Annotated in this window: 15 protein-coding genes; 5 read left to right on the plus strand and 10 right to left on the minus strand. The window is 68.5% G+C overall.

All coding sequences use genetic code 11. The annotated features are described in order from the left end of the window. Positions 1–121: 121 nt before the first annotated feature. Positions 122–1,228 carry a zinc-binding metallopeptidase family protein gene (locus ACO2RJ_RS19010; protein WP_423269742.1) on the plus strand — a complete coding sequence of 369 codons (1,107 nt, stop codon included), beginning with the start codon at positions 122–124 and terminating at the stop codon, positions 1,226–1,228. 106 nt (positions 1,229–1,334) lie between these two features. Here the strand turns inward: ACO2RJ_RS19010 and ACO2RJ_RS19015 are convergent, their stop codons facing one another. After that, positions 1,335–2,744: an MFS transporter gene (locus ACO2RJ_RS19015; protein ID WP_423269743.1), complete on the minus strand. Its 1,410-nt coding sequence runs from the start codon at positions 2,742–2,744 to the stop codon at positions 1,335–1,337. Positions 2,745–2,904: 160 nt separating this feature from the next. Between ACO2RJ_RS19015 and ACO2RJ_RS19020 the strand changes: the two genes are divergently transcribed. Then, positions 2,905–3,645: a GntR family transcriptional regulator gene (locus tag ACO2RJ_RS19020; protein ID WP_423269744.1), complete on the plus strand. Its 741-nt coding sequence runs from the start codon at positions 2,905–2,907 to the stop codon at positions 3,643–3,645. 40 nt (positions 3,646–3,685) lie between these two features. Here the strand turns inward: ACO2RJ_RS19020 and panB are convergent, their stop codons facing one another. From panB to ACO2RJ_RS19045, 5 genes are all read right to left on the minus strand, one after another. Beyond that, on the minus strand, positions 3,686–4,561 hold the full coding sequence (gene panB / locus ACO2RJ_RS19025; protein ID WP_423269745.1) for a 3-methyl-2-oxobutanoate hydroxymethyltransferase: 876 nt from the start codon (positions 4,559–4,561) through the stop codon (positions 3,686–3,688). A gap of 170 nt (positions 4,562–4,731) precedes the next feature. After that, positions 4,732–5,037, minus strand: coding sequence for a DUF6166 domain-containing protein (locus tag ACO2RJ_RS19030; protein WP_423269746.1), 306 nt, complete (start codon positions 5,035–5,037; stop codon positions 4,732–4,734). Beyond that, on the minus strand, positions 5,034–5,252 hold the full coding sequence (locus tag ACO2RJ_RS19035; protein ID WP_423269747.1) for a hypothetical protein: 219 nt from the start codon (positions 5,250–5,252) through the stop codon (positions 5,034–5,036). Before ACO2RJ_RS19035 ends, ACO2RJ_RS19030 begins: the two co-directional genes overlap by 4 nt. Before the next feature lie 37 nt (positions 5,253–5,289). Continuing rightward, positions 5,290–5,679, minus strand: coding sequence for a hypothetical protein (locus ACO2RJ_RS19040; RefSeq protein WP_423269748.1), 390 nt, complete (start codon positions 5,677–5,679; stop codon positions 5,290–5,292). 56 nt (positions 5,680–5,735) lie between these two features. After that, positions 5,736–6,533: a sterol desaturase family protein gene (locus tag ACO2RJ_RS19045; protein ID WP_423269749.1), complete on the minus strand. Its 798-nt coding sequence runs from the start codon at positions 6,531–6,533 to the stop codon at positions 5,736–5,738. Between the two features lie 252 nt (positions 6,534–6,785). On the opposite strand from ACO2RJ_RS19045, the gene ACO2RJ_RS19050 reads away from it, so the two are divergent. Next, positions 6,786–8,084, plus strand: coding sequence for an MFS transporter (locus ACO2RJ_RS19050; protein WP_423269750.1), 1,299 nt, complete (start codon positions 6,786–6,788; stop codon positions 8,082–8,084). Continuing rightward, positions 8,074–8,961 (plus strand): amidohydrolase family protein, encoded by an 888-nt coding sequence (locus tag ACO2RJ_RS19055; RefSeq protein ID WP_423269751.1) that lies wholly within the window; start codon positions 8,074–8,076, stop codon positions 8,959–8,961. The genes ACO2RJ_RS19050 and ACO2RJ_RS19055 overlap by 11 nt, the downstream gene beginning before the upstream one ends. A 10-nt stretch (positions 8,962–8,971) precedes the next feature. On the opposite strand, the gene ACO2RJ_RS19060 is transcribed toward ACO2RJ_RS19055, so the two are convergent. The 3 genes from ACO2RJ_RS19060 to ACO2RJ_RS19070 form a co-directional block, all read right to left on the minus strand. Next, a complete protein-coding gene (locus tag ACO2RJ_RS19060; protein WP_423269752.1) occupies positions 8,972–11,038 on the minus strand; it encodes an ATP-dependent helicase in 2,067 nt (688 codons plus the stop codon). A gap of 70 nt (positions 11,039–11,108) precedes the next feature. Then, the gene (locus tag ACO2RJ_RS19065) at positions 11,109–13,586 is read right to left on the minus strand and encodes a TRAP transporter permease (RefSeq protein ID WP_423269834.1); all 2,478 of its coding nucleotides are present in this window, start codon (positions 13,584–13,586) and stop codon (positions 11,109–11,111) included. A 235-nt stretch (positions 13,587–13,821) separates the two neighbouring features. After that, positions 13,822–14,793: a TAXI family TRAP transporter solute-binding subunit gene (locus ACO2RJ_RS19070; RefSeq protein ID WP_423269753.1), complete on the minus strand. Its 972-nt coding sequence runs from the start codon at positions 14,791–14,793 to the stop codon at positions 13,822–13,824. 226 nt (positions 14,794–15,019) lie between these two features. On the opposite strand from ACO2RJ_RS19070, the gene ACO2RJ_RS19075 reads away from it, so the two are divergent. Beyond that, on the plus strand, positions 15,020–16,138 hold the full coding sequence (locus ACO2RJ_RS19075; protein ID WP_423269754.1) for a helix-turn-helix transcriptional regulator: 1,119 nt from the start codon (positions 15,020–15,022) through the stop codon (positions 16,136–16,138). 18 nt (positions 16,139–16,156) lie between these two features. On the opposite strand, the gene ACO2RJ_RS19080 is transcribed toward ACO2RJ_RS19075, so the two are convergent. Then, positions 16,157–18,508, minus strand: a complete 2,352-nt coding sequence (locus ACO2RJ_RS19080) for a calcium-binding protein (protein WP_423269755.1) — start codon at positions 18,506–18,508, stop codon at positions 16,157–16,159. Between the last annotated feature and the right edge of the window lie 10 nt (positions 18,509–18,518).

Genomic DNA, 18,518 nt, shown 5'->3' on the forward strand with positions numbered 1-18,518 from the left:
GAGACTGACCCCCGGCGCGCGGGCGGCAGCGCTGGCCCGGCCGCTTCGGCTTGGAACCTAAGCACGCCCCGAACATTGTGGGGAGCGCGCGCGCTCGATCTCGCCCCAAGGGTCTTCTCCCATGAAACTGTTCGCCTGCCCGTCCTGCTCCCACATCGTGTTCTTCGAGAACGTCGTCTGCGAGCGCTGCAACCACGCGCTCGGCTACGAGCCCGCGGAGAACGCGATGCTCGCCCTCGAGCCGCAGGACGGCGGCTGGACGTCGGTCGGGACCATCGCCCCCGGCGCGAACTGGCGATACTGCGCGAATTACGAGCATGGCGTGTGCAACTGGCTGGTGCCGGCGGAGCGCGCCGAGCCGTTCTGCGGCTGCTGCCGGCACAATCTGGTGGTCCCGAACACAGCCGACGCCGCGAAAGTCGCCCTGTGGCAGAAGATGGAGATCGCCAAGCGGCGCCTGTTCTACACGCTGCTGAGGCTCGATCTCCCGCTGCAGACCCGCGCGGAAGACCCCGAAGGCCTGGGCTTCGAGTTCCTCAGCGACGATCCGGACGCCGGCCAGAAGGTCCTGACGGGCCATGACGACGGTCTGATCACGATCGCCCTGGTGGAGGCGGACGACGCCGAGCGGGAGATCCGGCGCACGGCGATGGGCGAGCCCTACCGCACGCTGCTCGGCCATTTCCGCCACGAGATCGGGCACTGGTACTGGGACCGGCTCGTGCGCGACGCCGGCCGCCTGTCCGCTTGCCGCGCCGTCTTCGGCGACGACACCGAGGACTACGCGACGGCGCTTCAAGCCCACTACGCCAACGGGCCCAAGCCCAACTGGCAGAACGACTACGTCTCGTCCTACGCCGGCGCGCACGCCTGGGAGGACTTCGCCGAGACCTGGGCGCATTACTTCCACATCGTCGACACGCTCGACACGGGCCGATCCTGGGGATTCGTGGTCAATCCGCGCGTCGACCAGGAGGACGTCCTGACGGCGATGATCAATTTCGACGTCTTCGCACCCACCACGACGATCGCGAGCATCGCCGACAGCTGGCTCGCGCTCTCCGCCGCGCTCAACGCGCTCAACCGGTCGATGGGCGCCTCGGACCCCTATCCGTTCGTGCTGTCGGACGCGGTGATCCGGAAGCTCGGCTTCATCCACGACCTCGTCCATGGCCGGGTGCCCGCGGACGAGCCCGCGCAGCAGCCGACCATGGCCGCGCCGAACTAGGCGTCCGGGCATACCGAGGGGCGGCGGCGCGCAGGAGGCGCGGAACCTGGAACGCGAAAAGCCGGCGGAAGCGTCCCGCCGGCCTTTGCTGGCCGCTCCCGACGGATCAGGCCGAGATGTCTTCGAGCCGCTTGCCCTTGGTCTCGACGCCGAGGATGAGCACCGCGAGGGCCGCGACGACGAAGGAGCCCGCGCCGAGCGCGAACACCCCGCCATGACCGAGCGTCGGCAGCACCACGCCGATCAGCGCCGGACCAATCAGCGAGCCGATGCGGCCGACCGCGGAGGCGCAGCCGGCGCCAGTGGCGCGCGCCCGGGTCGGATAGAGCTCGGGCGTGTAGGCGTAGAGCACCGACCACATGCCGAACAGGAAGAACTGCATGATCAGGCCGAAGGTGATCAGCAGCGCGAAGTTCGGCGCGTGCCCGTACATGAAGGCGGCGGCGGCGGAGCCGAGCAGCATCAGCGCGCAGGTCGGCTTGCGCCCCCATTTGTCGATCAGGATCGCCGAGGCGATGAAGCCCGGAACGCCGGCGAGCGCGATCAGCACGATGTATTCGACCGACTTCGTGCTGGTGTAGCCGGCCTCCTGCAGCAGCGCGCCGAGCCAGGTGGTCAGGCCGTAGAAGCCGAGCAGCGCGAAGAACCAGACCAGCCAGATCATCACGGTGCGGCGGGCGTATGCGCCGGTCCACAACTCGAGGAAGGAGAAGCGGCGCTCGCCCCGGGCGACAGCCGGCAGCGGCTGCGGCTCGGGAAGCGTGGAGCCCGCGGGAAGGCGCGCGAGCACGTTCGCTTCGATCGCCGACATCACCCTGTCGGCGTCCTCGATCCGGCCTTGGTCGGCGAGCCAGCGCGGGCTTTCCGGCACGAAGATGCGCACGACCAGCAGGAAGACCGCCGGGACCGCCTGGGCGAGGAACATCTCGCGCCAGGTGAAGTGGCTGAGGAAGAACAGGCTGAGAAGGCCGGCCGCGATGAAGCCGATCGGCCAGAAGCCCTCGAGGATCGCGAGATAGCGGCCGCGCTTCGTGGCCGGCAGGAACTCCGACACGATCGCGAGCGCGACCGGGAACTCCATGCCCATGCCGAAGCCGAGCAGCAGGCGGGCGTAGCCGAGCGTTTGCGCGTCGGCTGAATAGTAGCACCAGAGGCTGCCGAGCCCCCAGAAGATCATGCTGACCTGGAAGACGGCCTTGCGGCCGATCTTGTCGGCCAGCATGCCCGAGAGCGCGGCGCCCAGAAACATGCCGACGAAGCTCATCGACGACAGGAAACCGGCCTGCGCGGTGGTCAGGCCGAACTCTGTCCGGATCGATCCAAGCAGGAAGGTGAGCGAGCCGAGGTCGATCGAGTCGAAGAACCAGGCGGTCGCGATGATCGAGAAGATCAGCCGTTGATAGCCGGTCATCGGCAGCCGTTCGAGCCGCGCCGCGATCATCGCGTCGCTTGCGGCGACGGCCGCAGTTCTTTTGGCGGCGGCAGACCCGCCTGAGGGCAACGAAATGTCGGCCATGCGCTCCTCCCCGAGAGCTTCTTATGTTTGGCGGAACGCTACCAGCCGCGTTACAGAAATGCAAAAGATATACTAGTGATAGTCAGGCTGTCGCGCTGCTGGATGGCCGCCGCGGCGCATGCTAGGGACGTCCGAGCTAGGCGCCGTCCGAGACCCCCGCATGGACCTGACCACCGCACGTTCGCGATCCCGATCCGCGGCGCCCCGGAAGCGCCGGGCGAACGCGTCCCCGAAGACGGTCGCCTCGGCGCCGGACACTGGCGACGGGCTGACCCTGACCGATCAGGCCTACGTTCAGCTCGAGGAGCTGATCACCACTCTGCAGCTGCCGCCGGGAGCGTTCCTGAGCGAGCTCGCTCTGGCGAGCCGCCTCTCGATCGGGCGCACGCCGATCCGTGAGGCGCTGCAGCGGCTGGCGCGCGACGGGCTGGTCGTGGTGATTCCGCGGCGGGGCATCCTCGTCTCCGAGATCAACCTCAGAACCCAGCTCCGTCTCATCGAGACCCGCCGCGTGCTCGAGGCGCTTCTGGCGCGGCTCGCCGCGGAGCGGTCCAACGCAGACGAGCGCTCCGCCTTTCGGACGATCGCGACGGCCATGCGCGCCGCGGCGGACAAGGCCGACGACCTCGCCTTCATGCGGCTCGACCGCGAGTTCAATCAGCTGATGGCCGCGGCCGCCCGCAACGAGTTCGCGGTGCGCTCGATCAACACCATGACCGCTTTGTCCCGGCGCTTCTGGTATCTGCATTATAAGGAAGTCGGCGACCTGCCGCAGTCGGCTAATCTGCACGCCGCCGTGGCCGAAGCGGTCGCGAGCGGCGACGCGTCGGCCGCCGCCGCGGCGTCCGACCGGCTGATGGACTACATCGAGAGCTTCACCCGCAAGACCCTCGACCTTTAGGGAGGACAGACGGCGCGATGACCGCGCCGGCCCGGTCAGGTCAGACCTGCTTCCGCCTCTCCACCATCGCGGCGAACTTGTCGTATTCGGCGTCCTTCACCGTGTAGGAGTGGTCGTCGTCCGGGAACGCCCCCTCCTTCACCTCGCGGACATATTCGCGGATGCCGGCGACCGCGACCTCGGTGAGCTTCGCGTAGCGCTTGGTGAATTTCGGCTTGAAGTCGGTGAACACGCCGAGCAGGTCGTGGCAGAGCAGGATCTGGCCGTCCGTGCCGACGCCTGCGCCGATGCCGATGGTCGGGATCGACAGCTGCTGCGAGATCAGCGTCGCGATGCGGGCCGGGACGGCCTCGAACTCCAGCATGAAGCAGCCGGAATCCTCGATCGCCAGAGCGTCCTCGAGGATCTTGAAGGCGGCGTCGGCGGTCTTCCCCTGGATCTTGAAGCCGCCGAAGGTCGCGACCGTGTGCGGCGTCAGGCCGATATGCGAGGCGGTCGGGATGCCGGAGTCGACGAGCGCCTTCAGGATGTGGGCCTGGCTCTTGCCGCCCTGCGGCTTGACCGCGTCGGTCAGCCCGTCCTGCATGAAGCGCGTGGCGTTCGTGAGCGCGCGGTCGACGGTGTTGTAGCTCTGATAGGGCATGCAGCCGAGCGTGAAGGTGTTGGGCGCGCCGCGGCGGATGGCCTGGGCGTGCATCACCATCATGTCCATCGTCGCCGGGATGGTGTTGGCGTGGCCGTGCGCGATCATCGCGAGGCTGTCGCCGACCACGGCGACGTCGACGCCCGCCATCTCCGCCCATTTGGCGGAGGTGTAGTCGGGCACCGACATGTAGACCATCTTCTCCCCGCTGCGCTTCGACTCGCGGATTTCGGTGATGGTCCGCTTCTCGCGCGGCTTGGCGGCGTCGGTCATCTGGCGGGACTCACAAGGGGCGGAGCCTGGGGCTCGGCGGGCGATCGGGGAAGCCTCGCGCCGGGCTCGCCCGAGGCCGTCAGCCGACCGCTGGGGCGGCGCGAAGCCGGGATCGGACAAAGCCGGGGTGACGGCGGAGAATGGGGCTGGGACGGAGCGCCCGGCGGCCGTCAGGCCGCCCGGTCGCTATAGGTCGCCAGAACGCGGTCGATGTCGGCCGACGTCATCTCCCACTCGTTCTGGAAGTTCGCCACGACGTCGCGCATGAAGCGGTCGGCGAGCGCCTCGGCCTTCTTGGCGTCGCCGAGATGATCGACGAGCAAAGCGAAGGCGAGCTGCTTCGGCGCGGCGCCTTCGTAGCTCCACTCGAAGTCATTGCCCGCGAAGCTCTTGAGGTCCGGGCGCGGCGCGAGCGGCGCGCCGTCCGCCGTCACCGCGACGCCGTCGATCGTGCGGTCTCCGAAATAGGTCTTCATTGCGCCCGTCCCGCCGCGTCGCGACCGACCGGCTTGTTGTCCGCCTTGGACCGCATCACTTCGGGGAAGATCCACAGACTGCCCATCGTGAACGGGCCGAGGAACAACAGAGCGTATTGCGGCCCGGTCTGGCCGAGCGAGCCCATGAAGAACCAGCCGGCGAGCGCCGCCAGGCCGACGACCACGGTGAGGCCCATCTTGATGTGAAACGGCATGTCGTCCTCCCGAAACGTGTCTTGATGTTGCGCGCCGTCAGGCGAGGTAGACGCCGCCGACCATCTGCAGCGCGCCGATCGCCGCCGCCGTGACGGCGAGCGTGATCGCAAGTCCCGCGACCCCGTCCCGCCAGCGCGTCGGCCACAGGTTGAACACCCCCGGCGCGAAGAGAAAGGCGAGCCCTGCGACGATCACGAGGCTCGTCCAGCGCAGATGCTCGAGCCCATAGAGCGCGCTGCCGACGAGCAGGGCGGCGAAGGCCAACGCCGTGGCGGCGGCCAGCGCCAGCCTCTCCGGTCGCGCCGTGAGATCCGGCCGGGTCTCGAGCGGGAACAGCCCGGCCACGACATAGAAGCCCAAGCTGGCGATGCTCGCGAACAGCGCGAACCATGCGAGCGCCGCCACGTTCGGCTCGATCATCTCCATGACGTGCTCTCCGCCGTTCTCGTGTTTCGGCGGGCCGACGACGCGGCCCGCCGGCCTCACTCGGCCGGCTGGGCGAAGCCCGCCGCGCGGTCGGGAGCGCCCGGCGTGCGCGAGGTCTTGCGCATGTCGGTCCGGACGAAGCGGGTGTCGTAGCCGTTGAGCAGCGTGCCGATCAGGCCGCGATTGAGGTCCGAGGTCCCGAACAGCCAGTCCATGATCGGAAAGGTCAGGTTCATGTTGCGCTCCATCATGATCGACTGGTCGTGATGGGCGGTGTGGTGGCGCCGGTTCGTGTTGATGAACGGCACGTTCCGCACGAACCAGTTCTCGTCGACATGGCAGCAGAAGTGCATGAACTCGTAGATCATGTAGATCGACGTCGTCGTGGTGATGAACAGCCAGCCGACATTCGCCGAGAACAGGAAGCCGAGGATGAGCGCGCCCGGGATCGACAGCAGCGTGAACGTCGCCAGCGCGTAGGGCGGGAAGAACGTCACGCGGTAGTCGCGGTGATCGGCGAAGCGCATCTCGTGTTCGGTGAAGAACTGGTGATGCTGCAACGTATGACGGTTGTAGACGGCGCGCGCGACCGGGTTCGTGGACGGCCGATGCATCACGTAGCGATGCAGCCACCATTCGAAGAAATTGCAGAACAGGAAGGTCACCGGCACGGTCAGCGCCTCGACCCACGTCACGTTCGACAGGTTCGAGATGTAGATGTAGAGCGCGGTGAGGCCGATCGCGTAGATGATCGCGATGTGCAGAAAACCGTTGTACCAGCCGGCGACGCGCTGCCGGTAGTTCGCGCGGTAGCGGCGCTGACGGTCCGACATAGCGCTTTGTGCGATTTCCATGGGGCGCCTCCTTCTGTCCCGAGGCTCTCGGGCCTGCGTTTGAAGTGTAATATATCACTGGCGTATCACGCGGGCTAGTCCTTTTCTAACGTGCCCGCGCGGGATACGCGTTCGCGCGCGCCCGCGGCGCTCCTCGGCCGCGCGCGAAAGCCGGACTCGCGGCGCTTGGCGCCGCGCCGGCCTGCTTCATATGACCCTGGGACGGCGCGGCGGGGGTCGACCGCGCCGCGGGCGGGCGGAAGGAGCGGCGCCATGGCCGAGACGGGACGGACGGGCGAGGGCGTCGAAGCGGTCGCGATCGAGGACACCAGCCTCTCGGCTTTCTACAAGGACATGACGCCGCCGGAACGGCGCACCTTCTGGGCCTGCTCCGCGGGCTGGGCGCTCGACGGCATGGACTACATGATCTACCCGCTGGTGATCGGCACGATCACGGCGCTGTGGAACGTCGCGCCAGGAACCGCGGGCCTCGCCGCCACGGTCACCCTGCTCGCCTCCGCGATCGGCGGATGGGGCGCAGGCTTCCTCGCCGATCGCATCGGCCGCGTGCTCACGCTGCAGCTCACCATCGTCTGGTTTTCGTTCTTCTCCCTCGTCTGCGCTTTCGTGCAGAACTTCGACCAGCTGCTGGTCGCCCGCGCGCTGCTTGGTCTCGGTTTCGGCGGCGAATGGGCCGCGGGTGCCGTGCTGATGGGCGAGACCATTCGCGCGCAATATCGCGGCCGAGCCGTGGGTTCGGTGCAGTCGGGATGGGCGGTGGGCTGGGGCCTCGCCGTGCTGGCCCAGGCCATCCTCTTCAGCGCTCTTCCGCCGGAGATCGCCTGGCGCTGGATGTTCGCGATCGGAGCGTTGCCCGCGCTGCTGGTCCTGTACCTGCGGATGTATGTGAAGGAGCCGGAGATCGCCGCGCAGTCGCGGGCGCGCGCCGTCGCGAGCGGCGAGCGCCCGGCGATCTGGGAGATTTTCTCCGGTCCGATCCTCAAGACGACGATCCTCGCCGCCCTGCTGTCGACCGGCTGCCAGGGCGGCTATTACGCGATCACCACCTGGCTGCCGAAATTCCTGACCTCGGAGGTGAAGCTCTCCATCGTCGGCTCGACGGGCTACCTCGCGGCCACCATCGTCGGTTCGTTCGCCGGCTACCTAACGGGCGCCTGGCTCGCCGACCGCATTGGCCGCCGCAACCTGTTTCTGACCTTCTCGCTCGGCGCGATCGCGGTCATCGTCGCCTACACGCAGCTGCCGCTGTCGAACAGCGCTCTGTGGGCGCTCGGCTTCCCGCTCGGCTTCTTCGCCTCCGGCTATTTCTCGGGCATGGGCCCGTTCCTGACCGAGCTCTATCCCACCCGGCTGAGGGGCTCCGGACAGGGCTTCTGCTACAATTTCGGCCGCGGCGTCGGCGCGCTGTTTCCGGCGCTGGTGGGCTATCTCTCCGCCACGACGTCCCTCGCGAACGCGATCGCGATCTTCGCCGTCGCGGCCTACGGACTGTTCTTTGTCGCGGCCTTCGCGCTGCCCGAGACGAGAGGCAAGGTGCTCCATGCCGACTGACGCGACGCCGAAAGGCGACGCGCCGGCCTGTCCCGGGCCGGACCCGAAGGTGCGCGGCGCGACCCGCTTTACGGTTCCGCCGGGCGCGGTCGACACGCACGCTCACGTCATCGGCCTGCCTCCGGCCTACCCCTTCGCGCCCGACCGCAGCTACACGCCGCCCGAGGCGCCGGCCGACCGCTATCTCGCCATGCTCGACGCCACGGCCATGACCTACGGCGTGCTGATCCAGGTCAGCGTCCACGGGACCGACAACCGCCTCATGGTCGAAACCCTGCGAGCGAACCCGAAGCGGCTGCGCGGCGTCGCGGTGGTCGCGCCCGACATCTCCGAGCGCGACCTCGCCGACCTCGCGGCCGCCGGCGTCGTGGGCCTGCGCCTCAACGTGCTGTTCGGCGGAGGCGTCGGCTACGACCAGATCGAGCGCTATGGAGCGCTCGCCCGCGAGATGGGCTGGCACCTGCAGTTCCTGATCGACGCCAAGGATCTGGTCGAGCTTGCGCCGCGGCTCGCGGCGCTGCCGGTTCCGTTCGTGGTCGACCACATGGGCCATTTTCCGGTCAGCCGCGGTCTGGGCGATCCCGGCTTCCGGACGCTGCTCGCGATGGTCGCGGACGGCGCCTGGGTCAAGCTTTCCGGCGCCTACCGCATCTCTGTCGAGGGCGCGCCGTACCGCGACGTCGTTCCGTTCGCCCGCGCCCTGGCCGAAGCCGCGCCGACGCGGTGCCTCTGGGGGTCCGACTGGCCGCATGTCGCGCATTGGGACCGGGTGCTGAACCCCGGAGATCTGCTCGACGGTCTCGCCGACTGGCTGCCCGACGCGCAGGCGCGCGCCCGCGTGCTGGTCGACAACCCTGCCGCCCTTTACGGCTTCTGAGGCCGTCCCGTCACCACATCGCGCGGACGCGCGCCGCCACGTCGACGCGGGGGATCGGCGCGGGCTTCGCGGCGCCTCCCGCGGCCGACGACGGCCAGGCGCAGACCTCGAAGCGGTCGAGGATCATCGGCTGTATGAAGCGGGTGCGGGCGGCGTAGACGTGGCGGTCGCCATAGCCCGACTGCTGGTGGACGTAGAAGCGCTGCGGGATCAGGATCGAAAGCTCGTCCTTCGCCCGCGTCATCGCGACATAGAGCAGGCGGCGCTCCTCCTCGATCTCGGGCTTCGACCCCGTCCCGAGATCGGAGGGCATGCAGCCGTCGACGCCGTTCAGCACGAACACGGACGTCCACTCCTGCCCTTTGGACGAGTGTATGGTCGAGAGGATCAGATAGTCCTCGTCCTTCAGCGGAACGCCGGCTTCGTCGCTCGTGGCGTCCGGCGGGTCGAGCGTCAGCTCGGTCAGGAACCGCTCGCGCGAGGGGTAGCCCGCGGCGATCTGCTCGAGCTGAAGCAGGTCGGCCTGCCGGGCGGCCGCGTCGTCGTGGCGCCGCTCCAGATGCGGGTCGTACCAGCGCCGCGCGAGACCGAACTCCCCCGGCCATCCGGCGCTCCGGCCGGCGATGCCGGCCACGACGTCGAGAAATGCCCGCCAGTCTTCTCCGGCCCGGGCCGGAGCTGGCGCCGCCAGCAACGCCTCGAACGGCGCAGGGGCCGCCGCGACGGCGTCGAGGGTCCGCGCGGCCGACGCCGGCCCGACGCCGGGCATCAGCTGGAGAACGCGGAAACCGGCCACCCGGTCGCGCGGGTTCTCGACGAAGCGCAGCAGCGCCAGCATGTCCTTGACATGCGCCGCCTCCAGAAACTTCAGCCCCCCGAACTTCACGAAGGGAATGTTGCGGCGAACGAGCTCGAGTTCGAGCATCGCGCTGTGGCTCGACGTGCGGAACAGCACCGCCTGCTTCTTCAGGTCCTGTCCGGCCTCGCGGTTGACGAGAACCTGCTCCGCGACGCAGCGCGCCTGCGCCGCCTCGTCGGCCACGCTGACCAGCCTCGGTTTGCGGTCCGACGGCCGGTCCGACCAGAGGTTCTTGGTGAAGCGCTCCTCCGCGCGCTCGATCACCGCGTTCGCGGCGGCGAGAACGGGCTGCGTCGAGCGGTAGTTCCGGTCGAGCGTGACGATCTTGGCCGGCGGCGAGAAGCTCTGCGGGAAATCCAGAATGTTGCGCACGGTCGCCGCGCGGAACGAATAGATCGACTGGGCGTCGTCGCCGACGACCGTGAGGCCGCGGCCCTCGGGCTTGAGCGCCAGCAGGATCGAGGCCTGCAGACGGTTGGTGTCCTGATACTCGTCGACCAGCACATGGTCGAAGCGCTCGCCCATGGTCGCCGCCAGCCCCGGGTCGGCCGCCATGCCGGCCCAGTAGAGCAGCAGGTCGTCGTAATCGAGCACGTTCTGCCGCTGCTTGGTTTCGACATAGGCCGCATACAGCGTCCGGAGTTCCGCTTCCCAGCCGGCGCACCAGGGGAACGTCTCGCCGAGCACGCGGGCGAGCGGCAGCTCCGCGTTCACGGCGCGCGAGTAGACCGCGAGGCAGGTTCCCTTGGTCGGAAACCGCTTCTCGGTCTTCGAGAAGCCGAGCTCGTGCCGGACGAGGTTCATCAGGTCGGCGGAATCCTCGCGGTCGTGGATCGTGAACTGCGGGTCGAGGCCGATCGCTTCGGCATGCTCCCGGATCAGCCGCGCGCCGAGGCCGTGAAAGGTGCCGGCCCAGGGCATCGAAGCCGCGGCGGCGCCGGCCGAGGCGCCGAGAGCCTGCCGCGTGATGCGCTCGACGCGGCGGATCATCTCGACCGAAGCGCGCCGTGAGAAGGTCATCAGCAGGATGCGGTGCGGATCGGCGCCGTTGACGATGAGATGGGCGACCCGGTGCGCAATCGTCGCGGTCTTGCCGGATCCAGCGCCGGCGATGACCAGCAACGGCCCGACCGGCGTAGCGCAGCCTTCGCTTACGCCATGCGTCGCCGCCTTCAGCTGTTCCGGATTGAGCGCCGCGAGATGGGCCTCATGCGCCACGAATCATGTCTCCCGACTGTCGGAGGAGGACACACGAATCTCGTTTTGTTCGCAATGAGGGGAAGTTCGTTCAAGCCGCCGCCGTCCGGACGTCCTCGGCCACGCGCCGACGGCGCACCTGCAGCAGATAGATCAGTCCGGCGAGCGCAAACGCCGGAAGATAGACCCAGCCGGCGGAAGGCCGCCCTGGGGCGGGCTCGATAAGGGCGGCGATGGTCTGGCCGGTCTCGAGGCCGACGCGCTTGGCGTAGGAGCCGAAGGTGACGGTTCCGATGGTCAGCTGATCGCCGAGCGCGGAGACCGTCAGGCCGTTGTCGCGCAGTCGTTCCTGGGGCGTGGCCTTTGGGGGGCCGAGCGGCAGGCTCAACGTCTTGCGCACGTCGTCGCCCTCGATGGTCGTGCCTTCGACGACGAAGGTGAGCCTGTGGCCGGCAGGCGCCGCCGCGACCGCGTCGAGGAACTGCGCGGCGGGCCTCTCGACCGTCGGGGGATGGATCTGGTTGATGAACCAGTCGGGCCGGAACAGCGCGAAGCAGGCGACCAGAAGCACCGCGCTTTCCCATAGCCGGCTTTTGGTCGCGAACCAGTTCATGGTCGCCGCCGAAAACAGCAGAATCGCCGCCATCGAGACGATGATGACGACGAGGAGATGCGCCCAGCTGTCGACCCCGATCAGAAGGATCGTCGGGTTGAAGATGAACACGAAGGGCAGGATCGCGGTGCGCAGGGCGTAGAACGCGCCCTGGAGGCCGGTCGCGATCGGATCCTCGCGCGAGATCGCGGCCGCCGCGAAGGACGCGAGCCCGACCGGCGGCGTGATGTCGGCCATGATGCCGAAGTAGAACACGAACAGATGGACCGCGATCAGCGGGATCGCCAGGCCGGCCTGGGCGCCGAGTTCGACCACCACCGGGGCCATCAGCGTCGCGACCAGGATGTAGTTCGCCGTGGTCGGGATGCCCATGCCCAGCACCAGGCTGACGGCCGCGATCAGGATCAGCATGGCGATGACGTTGCCGCCGGAGACGTACTCCACGAACTCCGTCATCATCAGCCCGAGGCCGGTCAGCGTGATCGTGCCCACGACGATGCCGGCGGTCGCGGTGGCGATCGCGATGCCGATCATGTTGCGCGCCCCGGTCGCGAAGCCGTCGACGAGATCGGCCATGGCGCCCGAGGCTTCCCGAGCCACCGGCTGTCTGCGGAACAAAGCGAGCAACGGCCGGCGCGTCGCGACGATCGCGATGATGGAGAGCGTCGCCCAGAACGCCGACAGGCCCGGCGACATCTGCTCGGCCATCAGGCACCACAGCAGCACGAAGATCGGGATCAGGAAGTCGAGGCCCGTGATCGTCACGTCCCAGGCGCGCGGCAGCACCAGGATCGGCGCGTTTGGGTCGTCGATCGCAAGATCCGGGCGGCGCGCGGCGGCCGCGAGCGCGCCGACATAGAGGGCGCCTCCCAGGACGGCGAGCACCCAGCCGGCCGCGCCGCCGAATGCGACCTGGACGGCGAGCACCCCGTAATAGGCGAGACACAGCACGACGATCGAGCCGGACACCCCGAGTCCCGTCCGGATCAGCCGCACCCGCGTCGGCATCTTCTCGCGCGGGATCGGCTGGGCGCCGATCTTCAGCGCCTCGAGATGCACGATGTAGAGCAGCGCGACATAGGAGGCGATGGCGGGCAGCGCGGCGTGCTTGACGATGTCGGAGTAGGGGATGCCGACATATTCGACCATCAGGAAGGCGGCGGCGCCCATCACCGGCGGCATGATCTGGCCGTTGATCGAAGAGGCCGCCTCGATCGCGCCGGCCTTCACTCCGGACAGCCCCGTCCGCTTCATCAGCGGGATCGTGAAGATGCCGCCCGAGACCACGTTCGACACCGACGATCCCGAGACGACGCCGTTCAGCGCCGATGACACCACCGCGACCTTCGCGGGTCCGCCTTTCAGGTGGCCGAGCAGGGCGATCGAGATTTGCATCATCCAGTTGCCGGCGCCGGCCTTGTCGAGCAGCGTCCCGAACAGCACGAACAGGAACACGAAACTGGTCGAAACGCCGAGGGCGATGCCGAAGACGCCCTCGGTCGTCAGCCACTGGTGCTGCAGCGTCTTGGTGAGCGAGGCGCCCTTGTGGGCCAGCACGTCCGGCATCCAGGGCCCGCCGAAGGTGTAGGCGAGGAAGGCGAGCGCCACGATCACCATCGGCAGGCCAAGCGACCGCCGCGTCGCCTCGAGCAGAAGGACGACGCCCACGGCCGCTGTGGCGAGGTCGAACGTCGTCGGCTGGCCCGGCCTGCTCGCAAGTTCGCGATAGAACAGGAAGAAGTAGCCGCCCGCGAAGGCGCCGAGCAGCGCGAGCGTCCAGTCGATCGCGCCGATCCGGTCGCGCCGCGACGACTTCAGCGCCGGGTACGCCGTGAAAGCGAGGAACAGCGCGATTCCCAGATGGATCGCGCGCGCCTCGGTGTCGTTGAGGATGCCGAAGCCGAAGACGAAAGGCAGCGGCGAGGCGTACCAGAGCTGAAACAGCGACCAGCACACCGCGACGGTCGCGAGAATCTTGGCCGCCGCCCCGGTCGGCTTGCGGCCGCCGGTGTCGGCCTCCGCCACGAGTTGCTCCAACTCGGCGGAGGGGGCGAGCGCGGTGGGCTGGATGGCGGTCACGGCCTCCCTCCCCGACCCGCCCATCGGGCGGCGGGCCGTGCGCTTTCATCTCTCCCCGGTCGGGAGAGACGGGGCCGCGCTCGGAGCGGCGACACCGCAGTCCAGCGAGCGGTCAGAGCCAGCCCTTCTCCTTGTAGTATTTCTCCGCGCCCGGATGCAGCGGGGCGGACAGGCCGTCCTTGACCATCTTCGCCGGATCGAGATTGGCGAAAGCGGGGTGAAGGCTCTTGAACTCGTTGAAGTTCTCGAAGGTGCCCTTGACGATCTGGTAGACCACCTCGTCCGGCGTCTTCGCGGAGGTCACGACCGTCGCGAGCACGCCATAGGTCTCGGTCGGCTCGGCGTTTCCGGCGTAAAGGCCGCCCTTGATGGTCGCCTTGGCGTAATAGGGCTTCTCGCCGACCAGCTTGTCGACCGCAGGCCCGGTGATCGCGACGAGCTTCGCGCCGCAGGTCGTGGTGGGATCCTGGATGTTCGCCGAGGGGTGGCCGACGCCGTAGAAGAACGCGTCGATCTTGTTGTCGCAGAGCGCGGGGCCGTGCTCGTCGGCCTTCAGCTCGGACGCGAGCGAGAAATCCTTCAGCGTCCAGCCCATCGTCGCGATCAGCTCTTCGAGCGAATTACGGGTGCCGGAGCCGGGATTGCCGACGTTGACGCGCTTGCCTTTGAGATCGTCGAAGGTCTTGGCGGCGATCTCCTTACGGGCGAGCACGGTGAACGGCTCGGGATGGACCGAGAACACCGCGCGCATGTCCTCGAACGGGCCCGCCTCCTTGAAGCTCGCGAGCCCTTTCAGGCCGTTGTACTGCACGTCGGACTGCGTCAGGCCAAAGTCGAGCTCGCCGGCGCGGATGGTGTTGACGTTGAAGGCGGAGCCGCCGGTCGATTCCACCGAGCAGCGGATGCCATGGCTCTTGCGGTCCTTGTTGACCAGCCGGCAGATCGCGCCGCCGACCGCGTAATAGACGCCGGTCACGCCGCCGGTGCCGATCGTGACGAACTTCTGCTGGGCGTGAGCGGCGGGCCCGACGATCAGGGCGGCTCCCAATCCGGCGGCTGCGACGAGACGTGCGGTCGGCGTCATTGGCGTTCCCTTGCGGTTTTCCTGCAGCGACCAGGCATCGTTCACGATCGGACGTCGGCCATCAAGTCGCCTTCGGCCCGCGTGACGCGATCCGCGTCTCACAGAAGCGTGTCGGCGCCCGCCTGTCGAAAGCGGTCGCTATCGCCCGACATGCTGATCGTCTGATTGTTATTGGACCGGTCCAATGCTTATGATCCGGTCGTCGAAACAGCTGCGGAGTGACGGGATGGCCAGCGCGGCATATGCGGCGAAGCGCGACGTGACAGACGCGCTCTATGAGGCCGCTGTAGGCGCTGCGGGATGGAGCGGCGCGATCGGGGACATCCTCGCCGACGTGGGCGGCGTTCAGGCGCTGATGATCGAGGCCGATCTGGGGGCCGGGACGCACGTGCATCTCGGCGCCGCAGGCGCGATCAACGAGGAGGCGGCCGCGCTTTGCCAGGCGGAGCACGCGCTCAATCCCTGGACGCCGGCGCAGCCGCCTCCGTCCGGCCGGGCGATCACGATGTCGAGCCTGATCCCGCTTCGCGATCTCGAGCGGACGGCGTTCTACGCCGACGTCCTGGGCCCCTCCGATCTCGCCTTTGGCGCGGCGACCTTCGTCCGGACCGGGCCGGAGCGCTGGGTCGGCTGGGGCTTCGGACGCAGCCGCCAGCAAGGCGACTACTCGGCTCGCGACCTCGCGGTGCTGGAGGCCTATGCGCCCCATGTCGCCCGCGCGATCGCTCTCGCGCGCCGCTCCGACGGCCTCGCACGGGTGCGGAACGGCGATCTTTCCGCACTCGACGGCCTTAGCCCCGGGACGGTCCTTGTCGACGAAGCCGGACGTGTCCTCCTGGCCAACCGCGCCGCGATGGCGCTCGAGGCGGAAGGCGCGTTGCGATTGTCGCAGGACGGCGCGGCCTGCCGCGACGCGGCGGCCGCCGCGGCCTTCAGCGCGGCGGTGGCGGACGCGCTCGCGGGCGCGGCGCCCTCGCCGGTCCGCTTCCGGGGGAAAAGCGGCGCGGTCTTCGCGCTGGTCGCCACGCCGCTCGGAAGCAGGGCGGCCGAACGCCTCGCAGAGGCCGGCGCCCGGCGGCCGGCGGCTGCGCTGTTCGTATTTTCCTCTAAGGGCGCGCCGGCGGCGGCGCCGGCGCTGCTGCAGGACCTGTTCGGCTTCACCCCGGCGGAGGCGCGCGTCGCCGCCGAAATGGCGCTCGGAGACGGCGAAGCCGAGATCGCCGGCCGATTGGGGATCGGCCTCAACTCGTTGAAGACGCACCGCCGGCGTATCTACGACAAGGCGGGCGTCTCCCGCCAGGCGCAGCTCGTGCGCCTGGTCTCACGTTTGCCGGACGGAGGCTGACGACCGCGCGGGCGGGCGTCAGAATACGGCGAAGTCGCTCTCGGTGAGGGCGAGGCCCTTGTCGAGGATCGCAAACCTCACCTGCGCCGCGCCGCCGACGCCATCCTTGTCGAAGAACAGCGAACCGGTCTTGGCGTAGTAGATCAGCCGATCGTCGGCGTCGGCCGCATGAGAGCCGATCCGCAGCGCTCCGGCCTTCAGAGACCCAAGACCTGTTTCGAGCGAGCCGAGGAGCCCAAAGATCGCGTCGTCCAGCCGGATGGTGTCGTCGGCCGCCACGAAGTCGGTGATCGTGTCGACGTTTGCGACCGCGTTCAGCGGGGCGTCGAAGTAGAACGAGTCGGTTCCCGCGGCGCCCGTCAGCACGTCCTTGCCGGACCCGCCGCGAAGACCGTCGCTGCCTTCGCCGCCCTGGAGCGTGTCGTTGCCGTTCTCGCCGTAGAGCGCGTCGCTGCCCCCCGCGCCCTTCAGAAGGTCACGTCCGTCCCCGCCCTGCAGCTTGTCGCTCGTGCCGTCGCTGTAGAGCTTGTCGTTGAGGCGGGACCCGATCAGCGTTTCGATGTTCTGGATGATGTCGCCTGCGGCGTCGCCGCCCGCTCCCTTGGTGGTCGCGAGGTTGACGATGACCGCAGCCTTCGAGCTGCCGTAGCTCAGCGTGTCGGTCGCGAACAGGATGATCCCGCCGCTGAAGGTCTCACTTCCGCCGTCGATCGAGTCGCGGCCGGCGCCGCCATACAGCATGTCGGATCCCGAAGCGCCGAGCAGCGTGTCGTGGCCGGCGCCGCCGGTCAGCGTGTCGTTGCCGGTTCCGCCGGAGAGAGAATCGTTTCCGTCTCCGCCCATCGCGTAGTCGGAGCCGCCGCCGAGCGTGGCGCTGTCGTTTCCGCCTTCCAGGCTGACGAAATCCTTGCCGCCATCGGTGTAGCCGTAGACGGAGTCGGCACCGTCGCCGCCGATGGCGGTTCCTCCCGCCTGCAGCGACAGGTAGTCGTCGCCCGTCCCGCCGCTGAGGAGGCCTCCGCCGAGGCCGGCGAACAGCCGGTCCTGGCCGTCGCCGCCGTAGAGATAGTCGTCGCCGTCGAGGCCGTAGAGAATGTCGTCGCCCTGATCGCCATAGACGCTGTCGTTGCCGGCCTCGCCCTTTATCGTGTCGTTTTCGGTCCCGCCGCGCATGAGGTCGCGCTCGGTCCCGCCGAACATGTTGTCGGCGCCCGAGCCGCCCTCCATGCTGTCGTCGCCGGAATCGCCGGACATGTAGTCGTTGTCCTGCTCGCCGAGCACGGTGTCGTTTCCGTATCCGCCGATCAGCGAGTCGTTGCCGAGCCAGCCCCGGACGTCGTCGTTCTCGCCGCCGCCGTCGACCGTGTCGTCTCCGGCGTCGCCGAAGAGCGTGTCGTTGTCCTGCTCGCCGCGGATGGTGTCGGCGCCGTCGTCGCCGCGCAGGAAGTCGGCGCCGAACCAGCCATAGATGTCGTCGTTCTCGCCGCCGCCCTCGACCGTATCGGCGCCGTCGTCGCCGAACAGGGTGTCGTTGTCCTGCTCGCCCTTGATCAAGTCGTTTCCGGCGTTGCCGCGCAGGAGGTCGCCGCCGAGCCACCCATAGACGCCGTCGTCCTCGGAGCCGCCCTCGGCGAAATCGGCGCCCTCGTCGCCGAACAGCGTGTCGTTGCCGGATTCGCCCTGAAGGTTGTCATTCTCGCCGTTTCCGCGCAGGAAGTCCGCGCCTGAACCGCCATAGAGCGTGTCGTTTCCGCCCTCGCCGAACACCTGGTCGTCGCCCTCCTCGCCCGCGAGCGAGTTGGCGATATAGGCGCCGAAGATGGTGTCGGCCGCCAAGCCGCCGGACAGGTTCTCGACCTGGCCGATCTGGTCGACGCCGATGTCGCCGCCGCGGGCCGACCCGATGTCCGCCTCAAAATTGGCGACGCGCAGGTCGATCGACAGGGCGGTGGTGCGGCCGCGATAGTCGACATAGTCGTTCCCGGCGCCGCCCACGATGACGTCGTCCCCGGCGCCGCGCGCGATCAGCCAGTCGTCGCCGTCGCCGCCCACGAGCAGCGCCGTACCGCCGATCTCGCCCACCAGCTTGTCGTTCCCCTGCTCGCCATAGAGCAGGTTCGCGCCCGAGCCGCTGTAAACTGTGTCATTGCCGATGTACCCGAAGACGACGTCCCATTCGTCGCCGGCGTCGACGTAGTCATCGCCGAAGTTGGCGTATATGATGTCCCGATCGCCCGCCGGATTGATGTAGCTGTCGTTTCCAACCGTAAGATTGACGCGGCCGATAGTCGGCTTGAACGGCGGGACGCCGAACCGGTCGTTAAAGGTGGCCTCGTAATTCTGCTGTGCGGTTTGGATCTGGGTCGGCATGGCGGTCGCT

The organism is Hansschlegelia sp. KR7-227 (assembly GCF_049446035.1).
In the GTDB taxonomy this organism is placed as follows: Bacteria; Pseudomonadota; Alphaproteobacteria; order Rhizobiales; family Methylopilaceae; genus Methylopila.

Coding starts and splice junctions, on each gene's coding strand:
- ACO2RJ_RS19010 (WP_423269742.1), top strand. CDS start 122: ATGAAACTGTTCGCCTGCCCGTCCTGCTCCCACATCGTGTTCTTCGAG.
- ACO2RJ_RS19015 (WP_423269743.1), bottom strand. CDS start 2,744: ATGGCCGACATTTCGTTGCCCTCAGGCGGGTCTGCCGCCGCCAAAAGA.
- ACO2RJ_RS19020 (WP_423269744.1), top strand. CDS start 2,905: ATGGACCTGACCACCGCACGTTCGCGATCCCGATCCGCGGCGCCCCGG.
- panB (WP_423269745.1), bottom strand. CDS start 4,561: ATGACCGACGCCGCCAAGCCGCGCGAGAAGCGGACCATCACCGAAATC.
- ACO2RJ_RS19030 (WP_423269746.1), bottom strand. CDS start 5,037: ATGAAGACCTATTTCGGAGACCGCACGATCGACGGCGTCGCGGTGACG.
- ACO2RJ_RS19035 (WP_423269747.1), bottom strand. CDS start 5,252: ATGCCGTTTCACATCAAGATGGGCCTCACCGTGGTCGTCGGCCTGGCG.
- ACO2RJ_RS19040 (WP_423269748.1), bottom strand. CDS start 5,679: ATGGAGATGATCGAGCCGAACGTGGCGGCGCTCGCATGGTTCGCGCTG.
- ACO2RJ_RS19045 (WP_423269749.1), bottom strand. CDS start 6,533: ATGGAAATCGCACAAAGCGCTATGTCGGACCGTCAGCGCCGCTACCGC.
- ACO2RJ_RS19050 (WP_423269750.1), top strand. CDS start 6,786: ATGGCCGAGACGGGACGGACGGGCGAGGGCGTCGAAGCGGTCGCGATC.
- ACO2RJ_RS19055 (WP_423269751.1), top strand. CDS start 8,074: ATGCCGACTGACGCGACGCCGAAAGGCGACGCGCCGGCCTGTCCCGGG.
- ACO2RJ_RS19070 (WP_423269753.1), bottom strand. CDS start 14,793: ATGACGCCGACCGCACGTCTCGTCGCAGCCGCCGGATTGGGAGCCGCC.
- ACO2RJ_RS19075 (WP_423269754.1), top strand. CDS start 15,020: ATGGCCAGCGCGGCATATGCGGCGAAGCGCGACGTGACAGACGCGCTC.
- ACO2RJ_RS19080 (WP_423269755.1), bottom strand. CDS start 18,508: ATGCCGACCCAGATCCAAACCGCACAGCAGAATTACGAGGCCACCTTT.